The sequence below is a fragment of the Sessilibacter corallicola genome (genome assembly GCF_021290925.1).
GTDB classification, from domain to species: domain Bacteria; phylum Pseudomonadota; class Gammaproteobacteria; order Pseudomonadales; family Cellvibrionaceae; genus Sessilibacter; species Sessilibacter corallicola.
Map to the genome: position 1 here is coordinate 860,854 of NZ_JAJSLX010000002.1, position 17,062 is coordinate 877,915.

The window sequence follows — 17,062 nt, forward strand, 5'->3', positions numbered from 1 at the left end:
GAAGTTTGCTGACCGAGAATTTATGGTTTATTTAATTTAAGAGTTTGCTGAATTAGATTTTCTGAAATAGCTGTTTTGAAATAACGGTCGTTGAAAAAAGGCTGCACCAAACACGGGTGCAACCTGCGTGGAAAATAGATTCGTCCTGAATAGGAGAAGAAAGCTAAACGTGATTCTTCAGGACGAACAGCGTGGCTTTTGCATTAATGTTTCTAACATTAAGCAAAGACTGGGTGCCATAGTCCGCAAAAAAAGAGGCGCAACGAAACACACTTGCGCCTAAGGATTGATGCAATTCTTGCTGCCTTACATTCGGTAGCTAACCCCAAAGGTAATTCGGCGATCAGTTAAGCCTTGGAAACACAATAATGAACCCGAGTTAACACAGTTTTGCTCGGTTTCTTCTTCGGTAATGTTAACCGCCTCTAAGCCAATATTAAATTTTTCATTAATGTCATAACTGATGCTGGCGTTGAGTTGTCCTCTTTCTTCCTGAACGACCGGGAATCCAAAGGGCCGACTCTGAGTGCTGCCAAAATCATTGGATCGGTGTTCGTCTCGCCATGTATAACGTAAGCGAGCAGAAAGTCCGTACTTTTCATAATAAACCGTTAAGTTGTAAGCGGTTTCGGACAAATCTACGAGAGGCGCTTCAAAAGTTACGGTGTCTATTGCACCCAATGAATTAAAGATCGTTTGTGCTCGCGAGGTTGCTTGGAAAAATTCATCGCCGCCACTGCGACTGAATTCCTGCTCGGTTAAATTAGCAATAAACCCAAAGCCCGATGCCCAACCCAATTGTTCTTCAAACTGACCCAGGTCATATTGGAAAGTAATTTCGTAACCTTTCTGGGTGGTTTCTGCCGAGCCGTTAACCACTTGTGAGGTTGGAACGCACACTCCGGGCGGTGTGCCTGGTGGTGCGAAAACATTCGGATCGGCAATGGGATTAAAAATACCGCCGTCTTCACAGGGATCTGTTGTGTCTCGGAAACCGTTTGCGTCTTCAACCGGATCTGAATCCTGTACCGTGAACACACCTTCGCGCTCTTTATGGAAATAACCAATACTGATTACACTGGCAGGAGCAAAATACCAGTCTGCGGATATATCAAACGATTCAACTTCTTCGGGCACTAAGCCTGGATTACCTAAGCTAACGGCAGGGTTTGGACTGGTGCTAAAAGAAAATGCGGTCGATAGATCGTTGAAATCTGGCCGTCTAATGTCTTCTCCCCAACCGGCACGTAGCAATACATTTTCAGTAACATCCACTAATAAATTAAGTCGTGGAAGAAGAAAATCGTAGTCTGCACTTGACGATGTTGGTGTCGCAACGCCGTCGAGAACTGCGTTACCGCGCGAATTAATTTCGGTATCGACATAACGTAAACCGAAATTACCGCGCACTACGTCGTAATCAAAATTAGCTTGGGCGTAAAACGCATCAGTTTCTTCGGTAACATCAAAAAATGCTCCGGTACTTGATGACGGAGAATCAATACCTCCGCGCGTTGATCCTGTTGTTGCCTGGTGAGCAAGAATGGCGGCGTTTAAAGTTTCTAATACTGCGTCCTGATTAGAAATTACTTGTGATGGATCGATAGTAAGAAAATCAGGGAAAAATAAATCTCTGCCGTCGGCTTCATCAAAGTTATCCGGTCCGGCGGTTAAAAGGCTTGCAAAAGTATCACCCGATGGCGAGTCATCCAAGCTGCGTAATCCAAGATTGGATCGCACTTGGTCTTGCAGGCTTGTGGTTTCGTTGTAACGATAACCAACGTCGATTGATCGAATACCTTTCCAGTCTAGGTAATATGATAAATCAATGCGGAAAGCGTCTTCGGTATTTTCGGCAATATCGCGTCGTACATTAACATCGCGCAAACGATAATTTGCTGGATCAAGCAATTGCGCTGTGGTTGGTGCATTCGCTTCGCTCTCGGCAATACCAAACGTGAGTGATCCACCGGTAAGGTCAAACTCAATAGGGGTTGCGTTTTCGTTATCGTCGCCGATGGGTGTGTTCGGATTGATAAAGTTGAGCGTGGTATTAATGCTGGGTGTGCGAGTATCGGAAGTTGATGTCGACGCTTCTACGCGTAATTTTAATGTTTCATTTTCCCATTCGCCGCCGAAACGGAAAATTTCACTTTCAGTATTTCGCGAATTGGTGTCGCCGGATAAACGTAAATTAGGGTCGAAGCGATCGTCAACTTGCGCTGGAATAATTCCGCGAACCGCAGCGGCAATACTGCCTAAATCTTGTGATCCGTTGATGCCTTGAAGAGAACCAAAATCGACAGTTTCAAATTCTGTAATATTTGCCGCGAATCGTTGAGTGCTGATTCCCGAGGTTTGAACTCGTGAACTTTCTTCATTGCGCTCTTGATCATTTAACACTGCATCAAAATACAGTTTTAAATTATCGTTGGCTTGCCATTCGAAAGCACCGGCGAAGTTAGTGGTTTCAAATTCAAAGTCATCGTAATCCTGCACAAAAAATTGAGCGGGAAGAAAATCAAAATCGGCGCTGGCGCTTTCGCCTGCGGCCACAAAATTATCGCGGTCTGCGCGAGGTCGGAACGCGTTGGCGTCTTGCTCGGAATAGCTCGCGCTGATGACTGCGCCAAAGTCGCCGTACTCGGTTTCCCAAACATTACCAAAGGTGCCGGAGTAGCGCGGTGAGGTGCCGCCGTCTTCTGACAAGCTGCTTTGTTCGCCTTGAACTCGTGCGGCAACCAGTGGCTCATCAAGATCCAACGGACGAATGGTTTTTAAATTAATGGTTCCGCCGACAGAGCCTTCAATGGTTTTGGCTTCTGGCGATTTAACGACTTCTACACTAGCAATAATTGCCGCAGAAACGTCTTCGAAACTGATGCCACTGCGCCCGGTGCCAGAACCAACTGTAGAGACACCGTTAATTTCGGTGCGATTGGAGCTGGTTCCGCGAATTTGAACACCGGTGCCGACACCGGCTGTTCGAGTAATTTGTATGCCGGTTACGTTTTCAAGCACCTCGGCAAGATTTTGATCGGGAAGTTTACCGATATCTTCGGCTTTAATTACTTCGACCAAACTCGCCGCGTCGCGTTTTTGGTCAAGCGCACTTTGAAGGGAGTCTCGGATGCTGCTAGCAGTAACGACAACTTCTTCAAGCAATTTTTCTTCTTCTTGTGCAACTGTATTCCAGCTGATCAGAAATAGAGGACAGCAAGCGAGTGCTAGCTTGGTATAGCGAGATTTACTCATTAGATGCTCCCTTGAATAAATTATTATCAGAGCGGTTTTGTATGTGTTTACCAATTTTATTTTTATGGTAGTCAAATTGGTAAGTATTTGTAGCGCAAAGTGATTCTCGCGCTTGATAAATCGCCTGTCAACTCGATTATGTTCGAAAAGCGTTCAAAAAACAGGATGGTTTGTTTTGGTTTATGTGATTAAAGCTATAAAAAACAAGTAATTAAGTCGTTATTTATCATTTATTTTTTAATAGTTATTGACGCAAAATAAATTACGAATAGCGCCGATTTAGGGTCTTTTTAGTCAATTAAATTGGTAATACCAATTAGGTTTTGATGTTTTTTCTGCTCTTTTTGAGTGTTTTTGGACCATTGATCTCACTGAGTGATCTTACTGTAGGTTGTGTTGAATGAGCGATTGGTTGTTAGCTGATCACAGTTATTGGTAAGCAATGCAATGCGTGTTTTATTGGGTTTTTGATGTGCTCATTGAGAGGGTTGTTGTATGGAAAAGGCAAAAGAGAGGGTTAAAATTTGGTTTTAACGGTAAGTGAGAGAATAAGTCTTACGGTTTTTAAGAACCTTAGCTCTGTATTGTCTTACCAATAATTCGGTGTATTATGATGAATACGTTAATCTCGACATCATTAGGTCGCACAAATTCAGGATTGAGACATGGGTGAAAAGCGGTTGTACCGACAGGTTGTGGAAAAAATGTCGGCGTTAATTAATTCAGGCGAATTTCCCGCAGGATCTCGTCTTCCGCCTGAGCGAGAACTCGCCGAACGTTTTGGCGTCAGTCGTCCTACCATTCGCGAAGCCATCATTGCGTTAGAAGCCAATGAAAGAGTGGAAGTGAAAACTGGTTCGGGAATTTACGTCACCGATAAAAAGCAGCCCAGAGATATCAGCTCTCGGCTGAGTGCATTTGAGTTGCTGGAGGCCAGAGTGTTGGTGGAAGGCGAGGTTGCTGCGCTGGCGGCGTCGATGATTTCAGCGGAACAAATTGCTGCACTTAAAGATGTTTTGGTCGATATGGAAAATGAAAATAAAGAGCGCGAATTTGGCTCCGATGACGCCGACCGAAGATTTCACGCTATTATTTCTGAGGCCACTAATAATCAAGTGCTTTCCTGGATGGTTGAGAATTTGTGGGCCGCTCAAGAAGAGCAGCGCAATATCAAGCAGGCGCATTTATCGCTTTGTCAGGAAAATCCCATACAGCGGTTAAAAGAACACCGGGCGATAGTTGAGGCGCTCGAAGCGGGTGATTCTCACGAAGCAAGAATGGCGATGCGTCAGCATTTTGCGCGCGGTATTGAAGCTCTTCACAATGCCGCTGAGGCCGAAGCGGTGGCAGCGGTTCGTCGTCAGTTATCTGAAACCCGAGAGCGTTTTTCGTCAGACCGTTTGGTCAATGTTGATCAAGGTGGAACGATAGAATCGTTGTAAATCTCGGCTTTTATTGTTCGTTTCTTCTGGCGCAAGCATTATGGGTTGAGGTTAGTACCGTTGAGAGGCTCTGAAAATTCTTCAGAGCCTTGTCATGTTTTTCCTTCCACTGTTTTCCTTCCTATTTTTTACTGTTTTCTCTGTTTTTCTTCGCTTCTTTCTCTGTGCTTCTTTCTCTATGCCTCTTTGTTCATTGGCTTACGCATTTTTGGCATTTGCCGGCGTTGTTTCCTATTTTTAATGCCAGTATTGGGTATAAAAGCGGCATTGTACGTTGATTTATTGGTTTTTAACCAAATTGGTAATACAATTTAAAGATAAAAATTAAGACCAATTTTGTTGACAGTATAATCTTGAGCGGTTTATAGTGCCTTTCAATCGTCGCTCATAGGCACTTGGAAAAGATAATTCTGGTCGTTCAGCGTGATTGAGCGTTATGTCTAATATGAGTCTCCTGATTGCGACTCAGTTGCTACTTGGTAGCAACAAGCTGGGTGCAACATAAAAGAAACAAAAATAAAAATAATGACGTCAGCGGAACAATTAATTTCATGGATATTTTCAGAAAAATAATCATTCCTGTCGTACTCACCTTGGTGATCTCCAATGTGGCTGTGGCGGCGGAATACGTTGTAAAAAATAAAAGCGATTATCACAGTCGTGCCCAAGGCTTAGCGCCTGGCGATACATTAATTTTGGCAGACGGTGTTTGGAATGATTTTGAAATCGTTTTTGAAGGCTACGGAACGGCAGAACAACCAATTACCTTGAAAGCACAAAACAAAGGCAGTGTTTTTATTACCGGGAAATCGAATTTAAAGTTGACCGGTGAATACCTGGTTGTTTCAGGCTTAATTTTTAAAGACGGGTATACGCCAACCGATTCCGTTATTTCTTTCAGAAAGAGTAAAATCCAGTTAGCCAATTATTCTCGAGTAACAGAAGTTGTCATCGACAGCTTTAATAATCCAGAGCGTTTTGAACAAGATTATTGGGTGGCAATCTATGGTAAACACAATCGCTTTGATCACAATCACCTTGAGGGTAAACGCAATAAAGGTGTGACCTTAGCGGTACGACTAGACTCAGAAGCCAGTCGAGAAAATTACCATCGTATTGATCATAATTATTTTGGTCCAAGACCCATCTTGGGTTCCAATGGTGGTGAAACGCTGAGAATTGGCACCAGTCATTATTCTCGCAGTAACTCGTTCACCACGGTTGAAAATAATTATTTTGATCGGTGCGACGGTGAATTAGAAATTATTTCTAACAAATCCGGCAGTAACGTATTTCGAGGAAACGTGTTCTATCAATCAAGAGGTACGCTAACGCTTCGTCACGGCCACGATAATCTTCTCGAAAACAACGTGTTTTTCGGCAACAACGCCGATCATACCGGCGGTATTCGGGTGATTAACAAGCGCCAAACGGTTCGAAACAACTATTTAGAAGGGCTTGCCGGGTACCGTTTTGGTGGCGCACTTGTGGTGATGAATGGTGTGCCTAATTCACCAATAAACCGCTACGACCGTGTTGAAGATTCTATTATTGAAAACAACACCTTAATTAACAGTGATCACGTGCAATTGGCTGCAGGTAGTGACTCTGAACGAAGCGCGGTTCCTGTTCGTACTCAATTTAACAATAACCTTTTTTATCACAAAGATAAGAAAAACACGTTTACTGTGTACGATGATATCAGTGGCATCAGTTTTAATAATAACCTAGTGCACAAGGTTAAAGATTTTCAGATAAAAGAAGGTTTTGAGAGTAAAAACGTAAAAATAAAACGCGCTAAAAACAGGCTTTTTTACCCAACTAAGAAATCTTTCTCTGATGTGGGTGTGGCGCGAACACTGGATCCTATCGCGAAAAATAAAACAGGTGTGTCTTGGTATGCCAAGACAGAAGCCTCGGAAACTTTCTCAACCGGTAAGACAATTCATGTTACTCCAGGCGCGGGAGAATTTGAGCGTGCCGTTGCCAACGCTCAAACGGGAGACAGTATTTATTTATCACCTGGAAATTATTTGGTTAATAAATTTCTAACCGTTGATAAACCATTAACTGTTATTGGTAACGGTAAGGTAACGGTCGAGTTTGCGCGATCCACTCTGTTTGAAATTGTTAACGGTGGCAGCTTGTATCTGAAAGGTTTGTCGATAACGGGTAAGAACTCTCCTGATTACGTTGGTAATTCGGTGATTCGAACCAGTCGTTATTCCATGTTGAATAACTACCAGATAAAAATTGAAGACTGTGAGGTGTCTGACTTAGACGTCAATCGCTTTTTCAATTTTTTGAGTGTTTCCAAAAGCACTATGGCCGATAACATTGAGATTATTAATTCTAATTTTCGCAATGTCAGTGGGTCAATTTTAAAGCTGGATAAAGAGTCTGACGATTTTGGAATTTATAACGCTGAATACGTCACTATCTCTGGCTCAAGCTTCGAAAATATTCAGGGATCACTGGTTGATTTTTATCGTGGTGGCACTGACGAAAGCACCTTTGGTCCGCATTTTTCGTTAACAAATTCTGTGTTAAACCGTGTTGGCTTGGGTAGCCGAAATAAGTCTCAAGCCTCTATTTATTTGCACGGTGTTCAAGTGTCGACCCTACAAAATAATCGCTTTATCAACAGTAGTCCCATTAAGGTTAACCACACTGTTGGCGATCCAAAAACTCATATTGTTGATAACTCGTTCTCTAATACGCCGTTGCCCGCGGTTGTTGAGTTTCACTTTAGCGACAAAGAACATACCGCTTTAATCGAAAATAATACCAGTAATGATGGCTAGGTTTGGTTGCTAACGACAATCGCTGATTCATCATCGAACATTAAAAATTAGGAAAGATTATGCAAAGCGCTCCGTTTTTATTTGGTAAAGAAATTAAACACGAAATGGTTGATGAAGGCATTACCCGTCAGATACTGGGATTCAATAACCAAATTATGATGGTCAAAGTGTATTTTGAAGAAGGCAGTCAAGGTTACATTCACGATCATTTTCACTCTCAAGTGGCTTATGTAGAAAGAGGTGAATTTGAAGTAACCGTTGGTAATGAAACGAAAACCTTAACCGCTGGTGATTGCTTTTTTATGGAGCCAAACATTGCCCACGGTGCCATTTGTAAGCAGTCAGGCGTATTAATTGATGTTTTTAGCCCCGTTAGAGAAGACTTTCTAAAAGGAGGCGAGTAGTGCAGCTTAGAAATTTGCGCTGGTGGGTCATTGCTCTTATTGCCCTGGCCACCGTTATTAATTACATCGACCGCCAATCATTGAATGTGCTTTGGCCTGAGATTGCGGTTGATCTTTATCCGGACAAAACCACCGATGAACGAAAGGAAATTTACGCCTTTATTTCCGTAGTATTTGTTTTTTCGTACGCCTTTGGCCAAGCAATTTTCGGAAGAATTTTTGATTGGGTTGGTACGCGTCTGGGCTTTGTGCTTTCGATTGGTATTTGGTCGATTGCTACCGCGCTTCATGCGTTTGCCCGAGGCATTATTACCTTCAGTATTTTCCGAGCAATTTTAGGTATCGCAGAGGCAGGTAATTGGCCGGGAGCAACAAAAGGAAACGCTGAGTGGTTTCCCACGAAAGAGCGAGCACTAGCCCAGGGTATTTTTAATTCGGGTGCTGCTATTGGTGGAATTATTTCGATTCCACTAATTGCCTTTTTATCGGTTTATTTTAGCTGGAAAGCCATTTTCGTTTTAGTCGGCTTGGTCGGATTGTTGTGGTTAATTCCCTGGGTAATTTTGGTGAAAGCACCGCCTAAGACTCATCCGTGGATTACGGCAGAAGAACGAGAGTACATTCTCACGGGCCAAAAAAATGTCTCGGTTGATGAAAAAGGCAATGCCGACGAGGGCTACAACCCTTCAACCAAGGAAATGTTATCGCGTAAACAAAGTTGGGGCGTCATTATCGCTTCTGCGGCAATCGACCCAATCTGGTGGCTGTTTGTTTTCTGGATACCTATTTATCTCTCAGAAGTTTACGCGATGGACGTAAAAACCATCGGTATTTACGGCTGGGTGCCTTATATAGGAGCCATGTTGGGTGCCTGGTTTGGCGGATTGCTTGCTCAAAATTTATTAAAAATAGGGTGGAGTGTTGATCGGGCGAGAAAGCTGACGATTACGCTTGGTTGTTTAATTATGTTGCCAACATTAATCGCTATGGCAAACCCAGGTGAGCCGGTTATCGCGGTAATACTTATGGCTGTTATTTTATTCGGTTTTCAAACCGCTATTGGCAACGTACAAACCCTGCCGAGCGATTTTTACGGCGGTGATACCGTTGGCACCTTAGCCGGTTTTGCGGGCATGGCAGCAAAATTAGGCGCTGCTGCTTTAACTTCTTTAGTGCCTTGGCTGACAGCCGGTGGTAATTACACACCGGCATTTGTCATTGGTGCGTCGCTCGCGGTAACGGCCATGGCAAGCATTTGGATTTTATGCCCCAACATCGGACCGCTTTCGCCAAAGCAGTCCTCTCGTGACGATGAACAATCTAAAAATACGGCCACAAGTTAGTATCCATTTCATTAACGCTATAAAAGTAATCTAGAGGTACAAATGATTATGAACTTTACCAACAAAGTTGCGGTGGTTACCGGCGGTGCCCGAGATATCGGTAAAGCTATCTCTTTGCGTTTAGCTTCTCAAGGCGCGAAGGTGGTGGTGAATTATTACGGAAGCCAAGCATCGGCAGATGAAACACTTGCGGAGATTCAATCCGCTGGAGGTGAAGCCATTCTCTTCAAGGGTGATATGACTGTCGAAGCCGATGTTCAGGCAATGGTTGAAAAAACCCAAGCGGCATTTGGTGCCTCTATTGATATTTTGGTAAATGTAGTGGGGGGATTGGTTGCTCGTAAAACCCTGCCTGAAATGGATCTCGAATTTTTTAATAACGTTATTCAGCTCAATTTAAACAGTACTTTTTTGGTCACCAAAGCGGTGCTTCCTTATATGCCTGAGGGTAGTTCGATTATTAATTTCTCGTCTCAAGCAGCGAAAGATGGTGGAGGACCTGGGGCGTCTGCCTATGCGGCGTCTAAAGGCGCGGTAACTACCTTTACTCGTTCATTGGCAAAAGAATTAGGACCGAAAAATATTCGCGTTAATTCTTTGTGCTGTGGCGTAATCAGTACCACCTTTCACGATACCTTCAATACATTGGAAGGCCGTAAAAATATTGCCAGTGGAACACCGTTGCGTCGCGAGGGAACATCAAGCGAAGTGGCGGATGTTGTTGCCTATTTAGCATCTAATGAATCGAGTTTTATAACCGGTGTTAATTTAGATGTGAATGGCGGTTTGCTATTTTCCTAAACGCAACGATTGTCAATTTCCATTCTGATTCGCAAAAAATTGAGAAGTAATGACCGATGTCTAAAAAAGTCGCCTTAATCGGAGAGAGCATGCTGGAGCTTTCTCGACAATCTCGTGAGTTGTCGTCCGGTAATTTATCCATGAATTTATCCTACGGTGGCGATACGTTAAATTCCGCCGTCTACATGGCTCGCTTAGGCGTCGATGTAGATTACGTTACCGCCTTGGGCGATGATGCCATGAGTGCTTGGATGATTCAGCAATGGCGTGATGAAAACGTGGGTTGTGAATTAATTGAGCGTATTCACGACAGTGTGCCCGGTATTTACTTGGTTTCAGTTGATGATTCTGGTGAACGATCATTTTCTTACTGGCGAGACAGCGCACCGGCTCGACGTTTGTTTGACGATCAAAAAAAATCGGAAAATTTATTTGCTGAGCTCAAAGAATACGATTGGCTCTGTTTATCGGGAATTACACTGGCAATTTATCAAGAGTCATCGCGTCAACGCTTATTTGATTTAATTGCCCGTTATCGAGCTGCCGGTGGACAAGTCTTATTCGACAGTAATTATCGCCCCAAATTATGGGAGAGCGTGGCCAGTGCCCAGGTAGCGTATCAATCGATGTATCAGCTAACTGATTTAGCCTTACCCACGCTCGAAGACGAACAAGCACTGTTTGGTGATAACGATAAAAACGAGATTATCAACAGAATTAAAACATGGGGCGTTTCAGAAATTGTGTTGAAGATGGGCGGCACCGGTTGTCAGGTGGTGTGTAATGATAAGAGTGAATTGGTTGCCTCGCATAAAGTCGATGTGATTGATACCACCTCTGCCGGAGATTCTTTTAACGCGGGTTATCTGGCGGCTCGATTAAAAGGCAGTTCTCCACAGGAAGCGGCATTGGAAGGCCACAATTTAGCATCGGTAGTGATTCAGCACCGCGGGGCTATTATTCCCATGCATAGCATGCCTAATTCATCTTCAACGGTTTAAGTTGGACTGCGCCAATGAACAATAAGGGTTTAATCAAGCTATTTTTAGTTGCCTCAATACTGTGTTTTTCAGTGATTTCACAGGCTCAAAATCATCCGGGATTAATTTTAACAAAATCGGGCGTCGAAGAAATAAGAACGAATTTGGGCAGCGTTCCTTTATTTGATCAGACCTTACGTGATGTCAAAGAAGAGATTGATGCTGAGATTGCCACAGGTATTTACATGCCGATTCCCAAAGATTATTCGGGCGGTTATACCCATGAGCGACATAAGCGAAATTTCATTGTTGCGCAAAAAGCGGGTGTGCTTTTTCAAATTCTTCAAGACGAAAAGTATGCGAAATACGTTCGCGATATGTTGTTTCAATATGAAGCTATGTACAAAGATCTACCTGTTCATCCGCAGACACGATCTTATGCTCGCGGAAAATTATTTTGGCAGTGCTTGAACGACAGCAATTGGCTGGTTTTTATGAGCCAAGCGTACGATACGATTTACGAATGGCTTTCACCAAGTGAGCGTCAGCAATTAGAAAATAATTTATTTCGTCCATTTGCCGATTTTATTTCTATAGAAAACCCTCAATTTTATAATCGAATTCATAATCACAGTACTTGGGGTAATGCTGCCGTCGGAATGCTCGGATTAGTGCTTGACGATCAAGAACTCATTGAAAGGGCTCTGTACGGAATTGAAAACGATGGCCTTGAGGCTGGTTTAAAAGATAACGATGGCGGTTTTATTAAGGTTGAAGGTCAAAAAGCCGGTTTTCTGGCGAATTTAGAGGAGCCATTTTCGCCCGATGGCTATTTTACCGAAGGTCCGTATTATCAGCGTTACGCCATGTATCCGTTCCTTATTTTTTCATTAGCAATGCACAATAAAAAGCCGGAGTTGGCTGTGCTGGAGCACAAAAATGGCGTATTAATGAAAGCCGTTACTGCGTTATTAAACCTGTCGGACGCCGATGGTGAGTTTTTTCTCCTGAATGATGCTCAAAAGGGAATGTCTTATAAATCACGTGAATTAGTGACAGCGGTCGACATTGCTTATTATTACGGTGGTTTTAATCCTCAATTGCTGGATGTCGCCAAAGCGCAAAATCAAGTTACGTTAGATCAAGCAGGGTTGGCTGTGGCGAAAGACCTTCATTCAGGTAAAGCGCAAACTTTTATTAAGAAGTCAGTTAATCTATCGGATGGCCCTGGCGGCAACCAAGGTGGTGTGAGCGTTATTCGGTATGGTAATGAGGATTTATCGCTGGTGTTTAAATACACAGCGCATGGGCTAAGCCACGGTCATTACGATAAATTATCGTTCTCCCTTTTTGAACACGGTAATGAAGTTCTCCAAGATTACGGACTGGTGCGTTTTGTTAACATTGAGCAAAAAGGTGGTGGCAATTATCTAAAAGAAAATAATACCTGGGCAAAGCAAACCGTTGCTCATAACACCCTGGTTCAAAACGAAACGTCCCATTTTAACGGCGATTATGCCACTGGCAGCCAATATCATTCGTTTTTGCATTTTTACAATGACGACAACGAAAATATTCAAATTGTCAGTGCTAAAGAAACTAACGCTTATCCAGGTACTGAACTTCATCGCACGATGGCGATGATTAAACACCACGATTTCGAAAAGCCATTCGTATTAGATCTGTTAAAAGTTTCGTCAAAGCGTAAAAACCAATACGATTTACCATTTTATTATCTAGGACAAATGATTGATACCAACTTTGATTATCAATCACCGCAACAGCTGCAAGCACTGGGTAAATCCAACGGTTATCAGCATTTGTATTTAGAAGGCAAAGGGTCTGCTGCCGGCGATAATGTTCAATTCACCTGGTTGGGAAATCACAAATATTACACGTTAACCTCGGTGGTTGATCAAGCAGACGAACTTTTGTTAACCCGTTTGGGTGCCAATGATCCGAAGTTTAATCTTCGCAGAGACGCAGGTTTTATGCTGCGCAGAAAAAATACAAGCAACACAGTTTTTGCGTCTATTATCGAACCTCATGGTAGCTACAGTCCTGTGACGGAATTATCACTTAATTCCAACAGTAATGTTGACCGTATAAATGTGGTGCGCGATGACAAACATTACACGGCGGTTGATATAAAAACTGTCAACGGTGGACAAATGCTATTGATCGTTGCAAACACCGATGCCAATGATTCCAAAAGTCATCGAATTAAAATCTCAAATACAACCTACAAATGGCAAGGGCCGTTTTTCCTGAAAGTAAATTAAACAGTACGAAACGACTTAGGCTAACGCCTTAAACCAGCTAACTGACAATCTCTGGGTGTTGCTGGAAGTCATTAACCGCTTACAGATCAACTTCTATTTCGCTTCGCTCGATTAATTGGGCGTGACGGGTTCGCTTGTCTCAAAAATAGATATTGATTTACGAGCAAAGTCTAAAATATTAGGAGTTTATTATGACTAAACCTGTGATTGGTTTTATTGGCTTGGGCCTTATGGGCGGTAATATGGTTGAATGCCTGCAAAAAAATGGCTTTGCACCCATAGTAATGGATTTAGATAAAGAAGCCGTTGCTGCGGTGGTTGCTCGTGGTGCAACGGAAGCAACATCCGCTGCGGAGCTTGCGTCGGCGTGTGATATTATCATGCTCTGTCTGACCACTTCTGCGGTGGTAGAAAAATTAATGTATGCGGAAGATGGAATTTTAGCGGGTATTAAAGAAGGCGCGGTTGTTGTTGATTACGGCACGTCAATTCCCGCATCTACCCGAAAAATAGGTGCCGATCTAGCGAAGAAAGGTGCAGGTATGGTAGATGCACCACTGGGGCGTACTCCTGCACACGCCAAAGAGGGTTTGCTGAATATTATGACGGCTGGAGATAAACCACATTTCGACAAGGTTAAAACAGTGTTAGAAATTCAGGGCGAAAATGTTTTTTACCTTGGTGCGTTAGGCGCAGGCCATACCACAAAGCTTATCAATAATTTTATGGGGATGACGACCGTTTGTACTATGTCACAAGCCTTTGCTGTCGCAGATCGCGCGGGCGTTGATCGTCAACAATTATTCGACATTATGTCGACGGGTCCGTCGAGTTCTCCTTTCATGCAATTTTGTAAGAACTACGCGGTTGATGGCGTGAGTGATCTAGGTTTCTCGATTGCGAATGCCAACAAAGATTTGGGTTATTTCCTAGAAATGGTTAACGACTTGGGTACGCGTGCGTTAATTGCTGAAGGAACGTCGTCCAATTTGAGCGCCGCTGTAAACGCCGATATGGGAAGTGGCAATGTGCCAGAAATTTTTGATTATTTTCTTACACTAGATCGCTGATTTGTTCAGCTTGGTGAAGTCATTTTAAAATCACAACGTCTGTTGAGTTTAATGCGTTTTAATAGCGATTTTATTGAAAGGCTTTTGCAGACGTTTGGTTCTAAAATGACTTGTATGCCCAGTTGCGGAGTAGCTTGATTACTTTTAGGCGTATCAACGTTATTTGCGATTCAGTTTGATGGTAATCACACTAAGCAAATTTCAAAATTTGCATTGTTGAATCATTAACGACATCGGCAAGGGTATACTTTTTTAGATGCCTTAAATATTCTCGTTGTGCCTGCCATAAATAGGTTTTTAGCGAACAGTTGCTGCTAAGTGTGCATTTAGGGGTTTCGCAATTTACCGGCGAAAGCGTTTTTTCCATTCGTATAATAATGTCTGCTATTTCAATCTCGTGTGGTGCCACGGCCAAGCGAATACCGCCTTTTTTTCCTCGAACAGATTCCACCCAACCAATATTGACCAATTTATTGACTACTTTCATCAAGTGGCTTTTCGATAATTCAAAGGTATCGGCAATGGATTGTATGGTTGTCAGTGATTCATCGTGAGACGCCAAATAAATCAGAGTTCGAAAGGCAAAATCAGTATGCTTGGTCAGTTGCATGGTAACACTGCTCTCATTTAGGTAAAGGCGAAATTAGATTTAAACTCCGATTCACTCGACATGAAAATTGTTGAGTAATAGTGCTCTCGGTCTAATCGTTCATATTGAATAGAGCTTTCAATAGTTATGCCATTTGTGGGGTATGAGAAGAAATGTGTTTCTAATTTGAGGGAAATGAGCAAAATTTCGATACAAAAAAGCCTCTGGTCAACGTTATTGTTACTCAGAGGCTGATTAGGAACCTCTGAATAACTCCAAGATCACTCAGGCCAAGGAGTTTTTTTCTGATCAAGGCGTGCTTTTGAAGGTCTAACGGGTTAAATCGAAAAAGCACAACGCAGAGCAGGAAAAAACCGGAAGGCCCTGTAAGGCGTGGCCTCAAGCGCACATTTGCGGCGTTGCCGTTTTTATTAAGGACTACGGCCATTAATTGCAAACGGCGTCTTGCAACTGCACGCTTGAGATCACGCTGAGTAATTTTGGAGTTACTCAGAGGTTCCTAGCTAGGATCTAGCTAAAGGCTTTAAAGTACCGGCAAATCATTGATTGATGCGTGCCTATATTTTGAAGTTGCCTATTTAATCTTTTTTTGCCTTTTTAAAGGGCGCAAAACCGTCGTCTAATGATCGATCTGGTGCTTTTTCTGCGGTTTGGGATTTCTTCGGCGCAGGACCAAATCGTTTTGGTCGACCTTTATTTTGTGTGTCACGCGCCCTAACTTTGTTTTTGGGTTTCGCGTTTTTCTCAGGTTTCGATGCAGTTTTTTTCTTACCGGCGGCTTTTCCTGACGATTTTAATTTTTCTGGACCTTTGTATTTTGCTGTCAGGCCGGGTACCGATATTTTGGTAAAGGTTTCGCCCACGGCATTTTCACAGCGCGCTTTATTGTTCCAATCTGGAGCGCAAATAAAACAAACCGATAAACCGGTGGCGCCGGCGCGGCCTGTTCTTCCCGAGCGGTGAATATAGTCTTCGGTGCTGCGGGCCATGTCGTATTGGATAACGCCTTTAACGCCTGTGATGTCTAATCCTCGCGCGGCAACATCGGTGGCAACCAGTACTTTAAACTTATGGGTTCGAAATGCCTTGAGAATTTGCTTTCTCTGATCTTGAGTCATGTCGCCGTGTAAGCAACCTGCGTGATGACCCAAATAATCGAGCACGCCTCTCAAGCGATTGGCTTGTGCTTTGGTGTTGGTAAAGACAATGCATTTTTCGAAGTCGCTGGTTTTTAGCAGCTGATCAATCGCTTTTTGCTTAAATTTTTCATCGTCACACAAAACAAACTGGTGCGTAATGTTTGAGTTGCTCTTTAGGCGCTCGCGATCTTTGATGGTCACTGGATTGTCTAAAATCGAATGGGCGATTCTGACCAGTTGAGGGTTTTCTAATGTAGCGGAAAACAGCAGATTTTGGCGTTGGTCGTTGGCTTGTTCGGCGATGGCTTCGATGTCGTCTTTAAAGCCGAGATCTAACATTCGATCGGCTTCGTCGAAAACCAAAAATTCCAGATCGTTGAGATCGGTGGAATTGCGGCGTAAATGGTCGGTGAGTCGGCCCGGTGTTGCTACGATAAACTCGGGATTTTTCCGCAGTAATGCCGCTTGGTATTTAAATTCTGCGCCACCGGTAAGCAAGGTGTAATTCAAATGCACGTGCGCTGCAAAGTTTTTGATTTGCTGACCGATTTGCTCGGCTAGCTCACGCGTAGGCGTCAGGATCAGTGCTCGGCAACCGGTGCGAGGCGAGGGCTGAGTCAGCATTTTTTGCATGATCGGTAGCAAAAACGCCAAGGTTTTTCCTGTTCCCGTTTGTGCCGAGGCAATGACTTCGCGGCCTTCGAGAATGGTAGGAATGGCTTGTTGCTGAATGGCGGTCGGCTCAGAAAGATTTAGGTTCGCAAGCGCTGCGTTAATCTTTTGATCGAAATTGAAGTTACTGAAAGTGGTTGTTGGTTCGCTCAAGGCTGGCCTCAAATGTATAACGAATTTTAAAAGCTTAGCGGTACAGACAAACGGCGTGACTTTAATTTGAACGAATTATGGTTCAATGAAGTATGAGCGTCTAATAA

General features: G+C 43.3%; 11 protein-coding genes. 8 read left to right on the top strand and 3 right to left on the bottom strand.

What is annotated here, in order from left to right; all coding sequences use genetic code 11:
* Positions 1-306: 306 nt before the first annotated feature.
* Complete coding sequence (locus tag LU361_RS10995) at positions 307-3,255, bottom strand: TonB-dependent receptor (RefSeq protein ID WP_233088892.1); 2,949 nt, start codon at positions 3,253-3,255, stop codon at positions 307-309.
* A 665-nt stretch (positions 3,256-3,920) separates the two neighbouring features.
* On the opposite strand from LU361_RS10995, the gene LU361_RS11000 reads away from it, so the two are divergent.
* The 8 genes from LU361_RS11000 (at position 3,921) to LU361_RS11035 (ending at position 14,381) form a co-directional block, all read left to right on the top strand.
* Entirely contained in the window at positions 3,921-4,697 is a 777-nt protein-coding gene (locus LU361_RS11000; RefSeq protein WP_233088893.1) for a FadR/GntR family transcriptional regulator, read from the top strand.
* A 551-nt stretch (positions 4,698-5,248) separates the two neighbouring features.
* Positions 5,249-7,501 carry a polysaccharide lyase 6 family protein gene (locus LU361_RS11005; RefSeq protein WP_233088894.1) on the top strand — a complete coding sequence of 751 codons (2,253 nt, stop codon included), beginning with the start codon at positions 5,249-5,251 and terminating at the stop codon, positions 7,499-7,501.
* A gap of 59 nt (positions 7,502-7,560) precedes the next feature.
* Positions 7,561-7,905, top strand: coding sequence for a cupin domain-containing protein (locus LU361_RS11010; RefSeq protein WP_233088895.1), 345 nt, complete (start codon positions 7,561-7,563; stop codon positions 7,903-7,905).
* Positions 7,905-9,248 (top strand): MFS transporter, encoded by a 1,344-nt coding sequence (locus LU361_RS11015; protein WP_233088896.1) that lies wholly within the window; start codon positions 7,905-7,907, stop codon positions 9,246-9,248. Before LU361_RS11010 ends, LU361_RS11015 begins: the two co-directional genes overlap by 1 nt.
* Before the next feature lie 48 nt (positions 9,249-9,296).
* Positions 9,297-10,049 carry an SDR family NAD(P)-dependent oxidoreductase gene (locus tag LU361_RS11020; RefSeq protein WP_233088897.1) on the top strand — a complete coding sequence of 251 codons (753 nt, stop codon included), beginning with the start codon at positions 9,297-9,299 and terminating at the stop codon, positions 10,047-10,049.
* Positions 10,050-10,105: 56 nt separating this feature from the next.
* Positions 10,106-11,050 carry a sugar kinase gene (locus LU361_RS11025; RefSeq protein WP_233088898.1) on the top strand — a complete coding sequence of 315 codons (945 nt, stop codon included), beginning with the start codon at positions 10,106-10,108 and terminating at the stop codon, positions 11,048-11,050.
* A 14-nt stretch (positions 11,051-11,064) separates the two neighbouring features.
* Positions 11,065-13,311: an alginate lyase family protein gene (locus LU361_RS11030; protein ID WP_233088899.1), complete on the top strand. Its 2,247-nt coding sequence runs from the start codon at positions 11,065-11,067 to the stop codon at positions 13,309-13,311.
* Between the two features lie 191 nt (positions 13,312-13,502).
* Positions 13,503-14,381 (top strand): NAD(P)-dependent oxidoreductase, encoded by an 879-nt coding sequence (locus tag LU361_RS11035; RefSeq protein ID WP_233088900.1) that lies wholly within the window; start codon positions 13,503-13,505, stop codon positions 14,379-14,381.
* Between the two features lie 190 nt (positions 14,382-14,571).
* Here LU361_RS11035 and LU361_RS11040 read toward each other — a convergent pair whose 3' ends face one another.
* Together LU361_RS11040 and LU361_RS11045 are read right to left on the bottom strand one after the other, a co-directional pair.
* Positions 14,572-14,991 (bottom strand): RrF2 family transcriptional regulator, encoded by a 420-nt coding sequence (locus LU361_RS11040; RefSeq protein WP_233088901.1) that lies wholly within the window; start codon positions 14,989-14,991, stop codon positions 14,572-14,574.
* 578 nt (positions 14,992-15,569) lie between these two features.
* Complete coding sequence (locus LU361_RS11045; RefSeq protein WP_233088902.1) at positions 15,570-16,955, bottom strand: DEAD/DEAH box helicase; 1,386 nt, start codon at positions 16,953-16,955, stop codon at positions 15,570-15,572.
* Positions 16,956-17,062 lie beyond the last annotated feature (107 nt).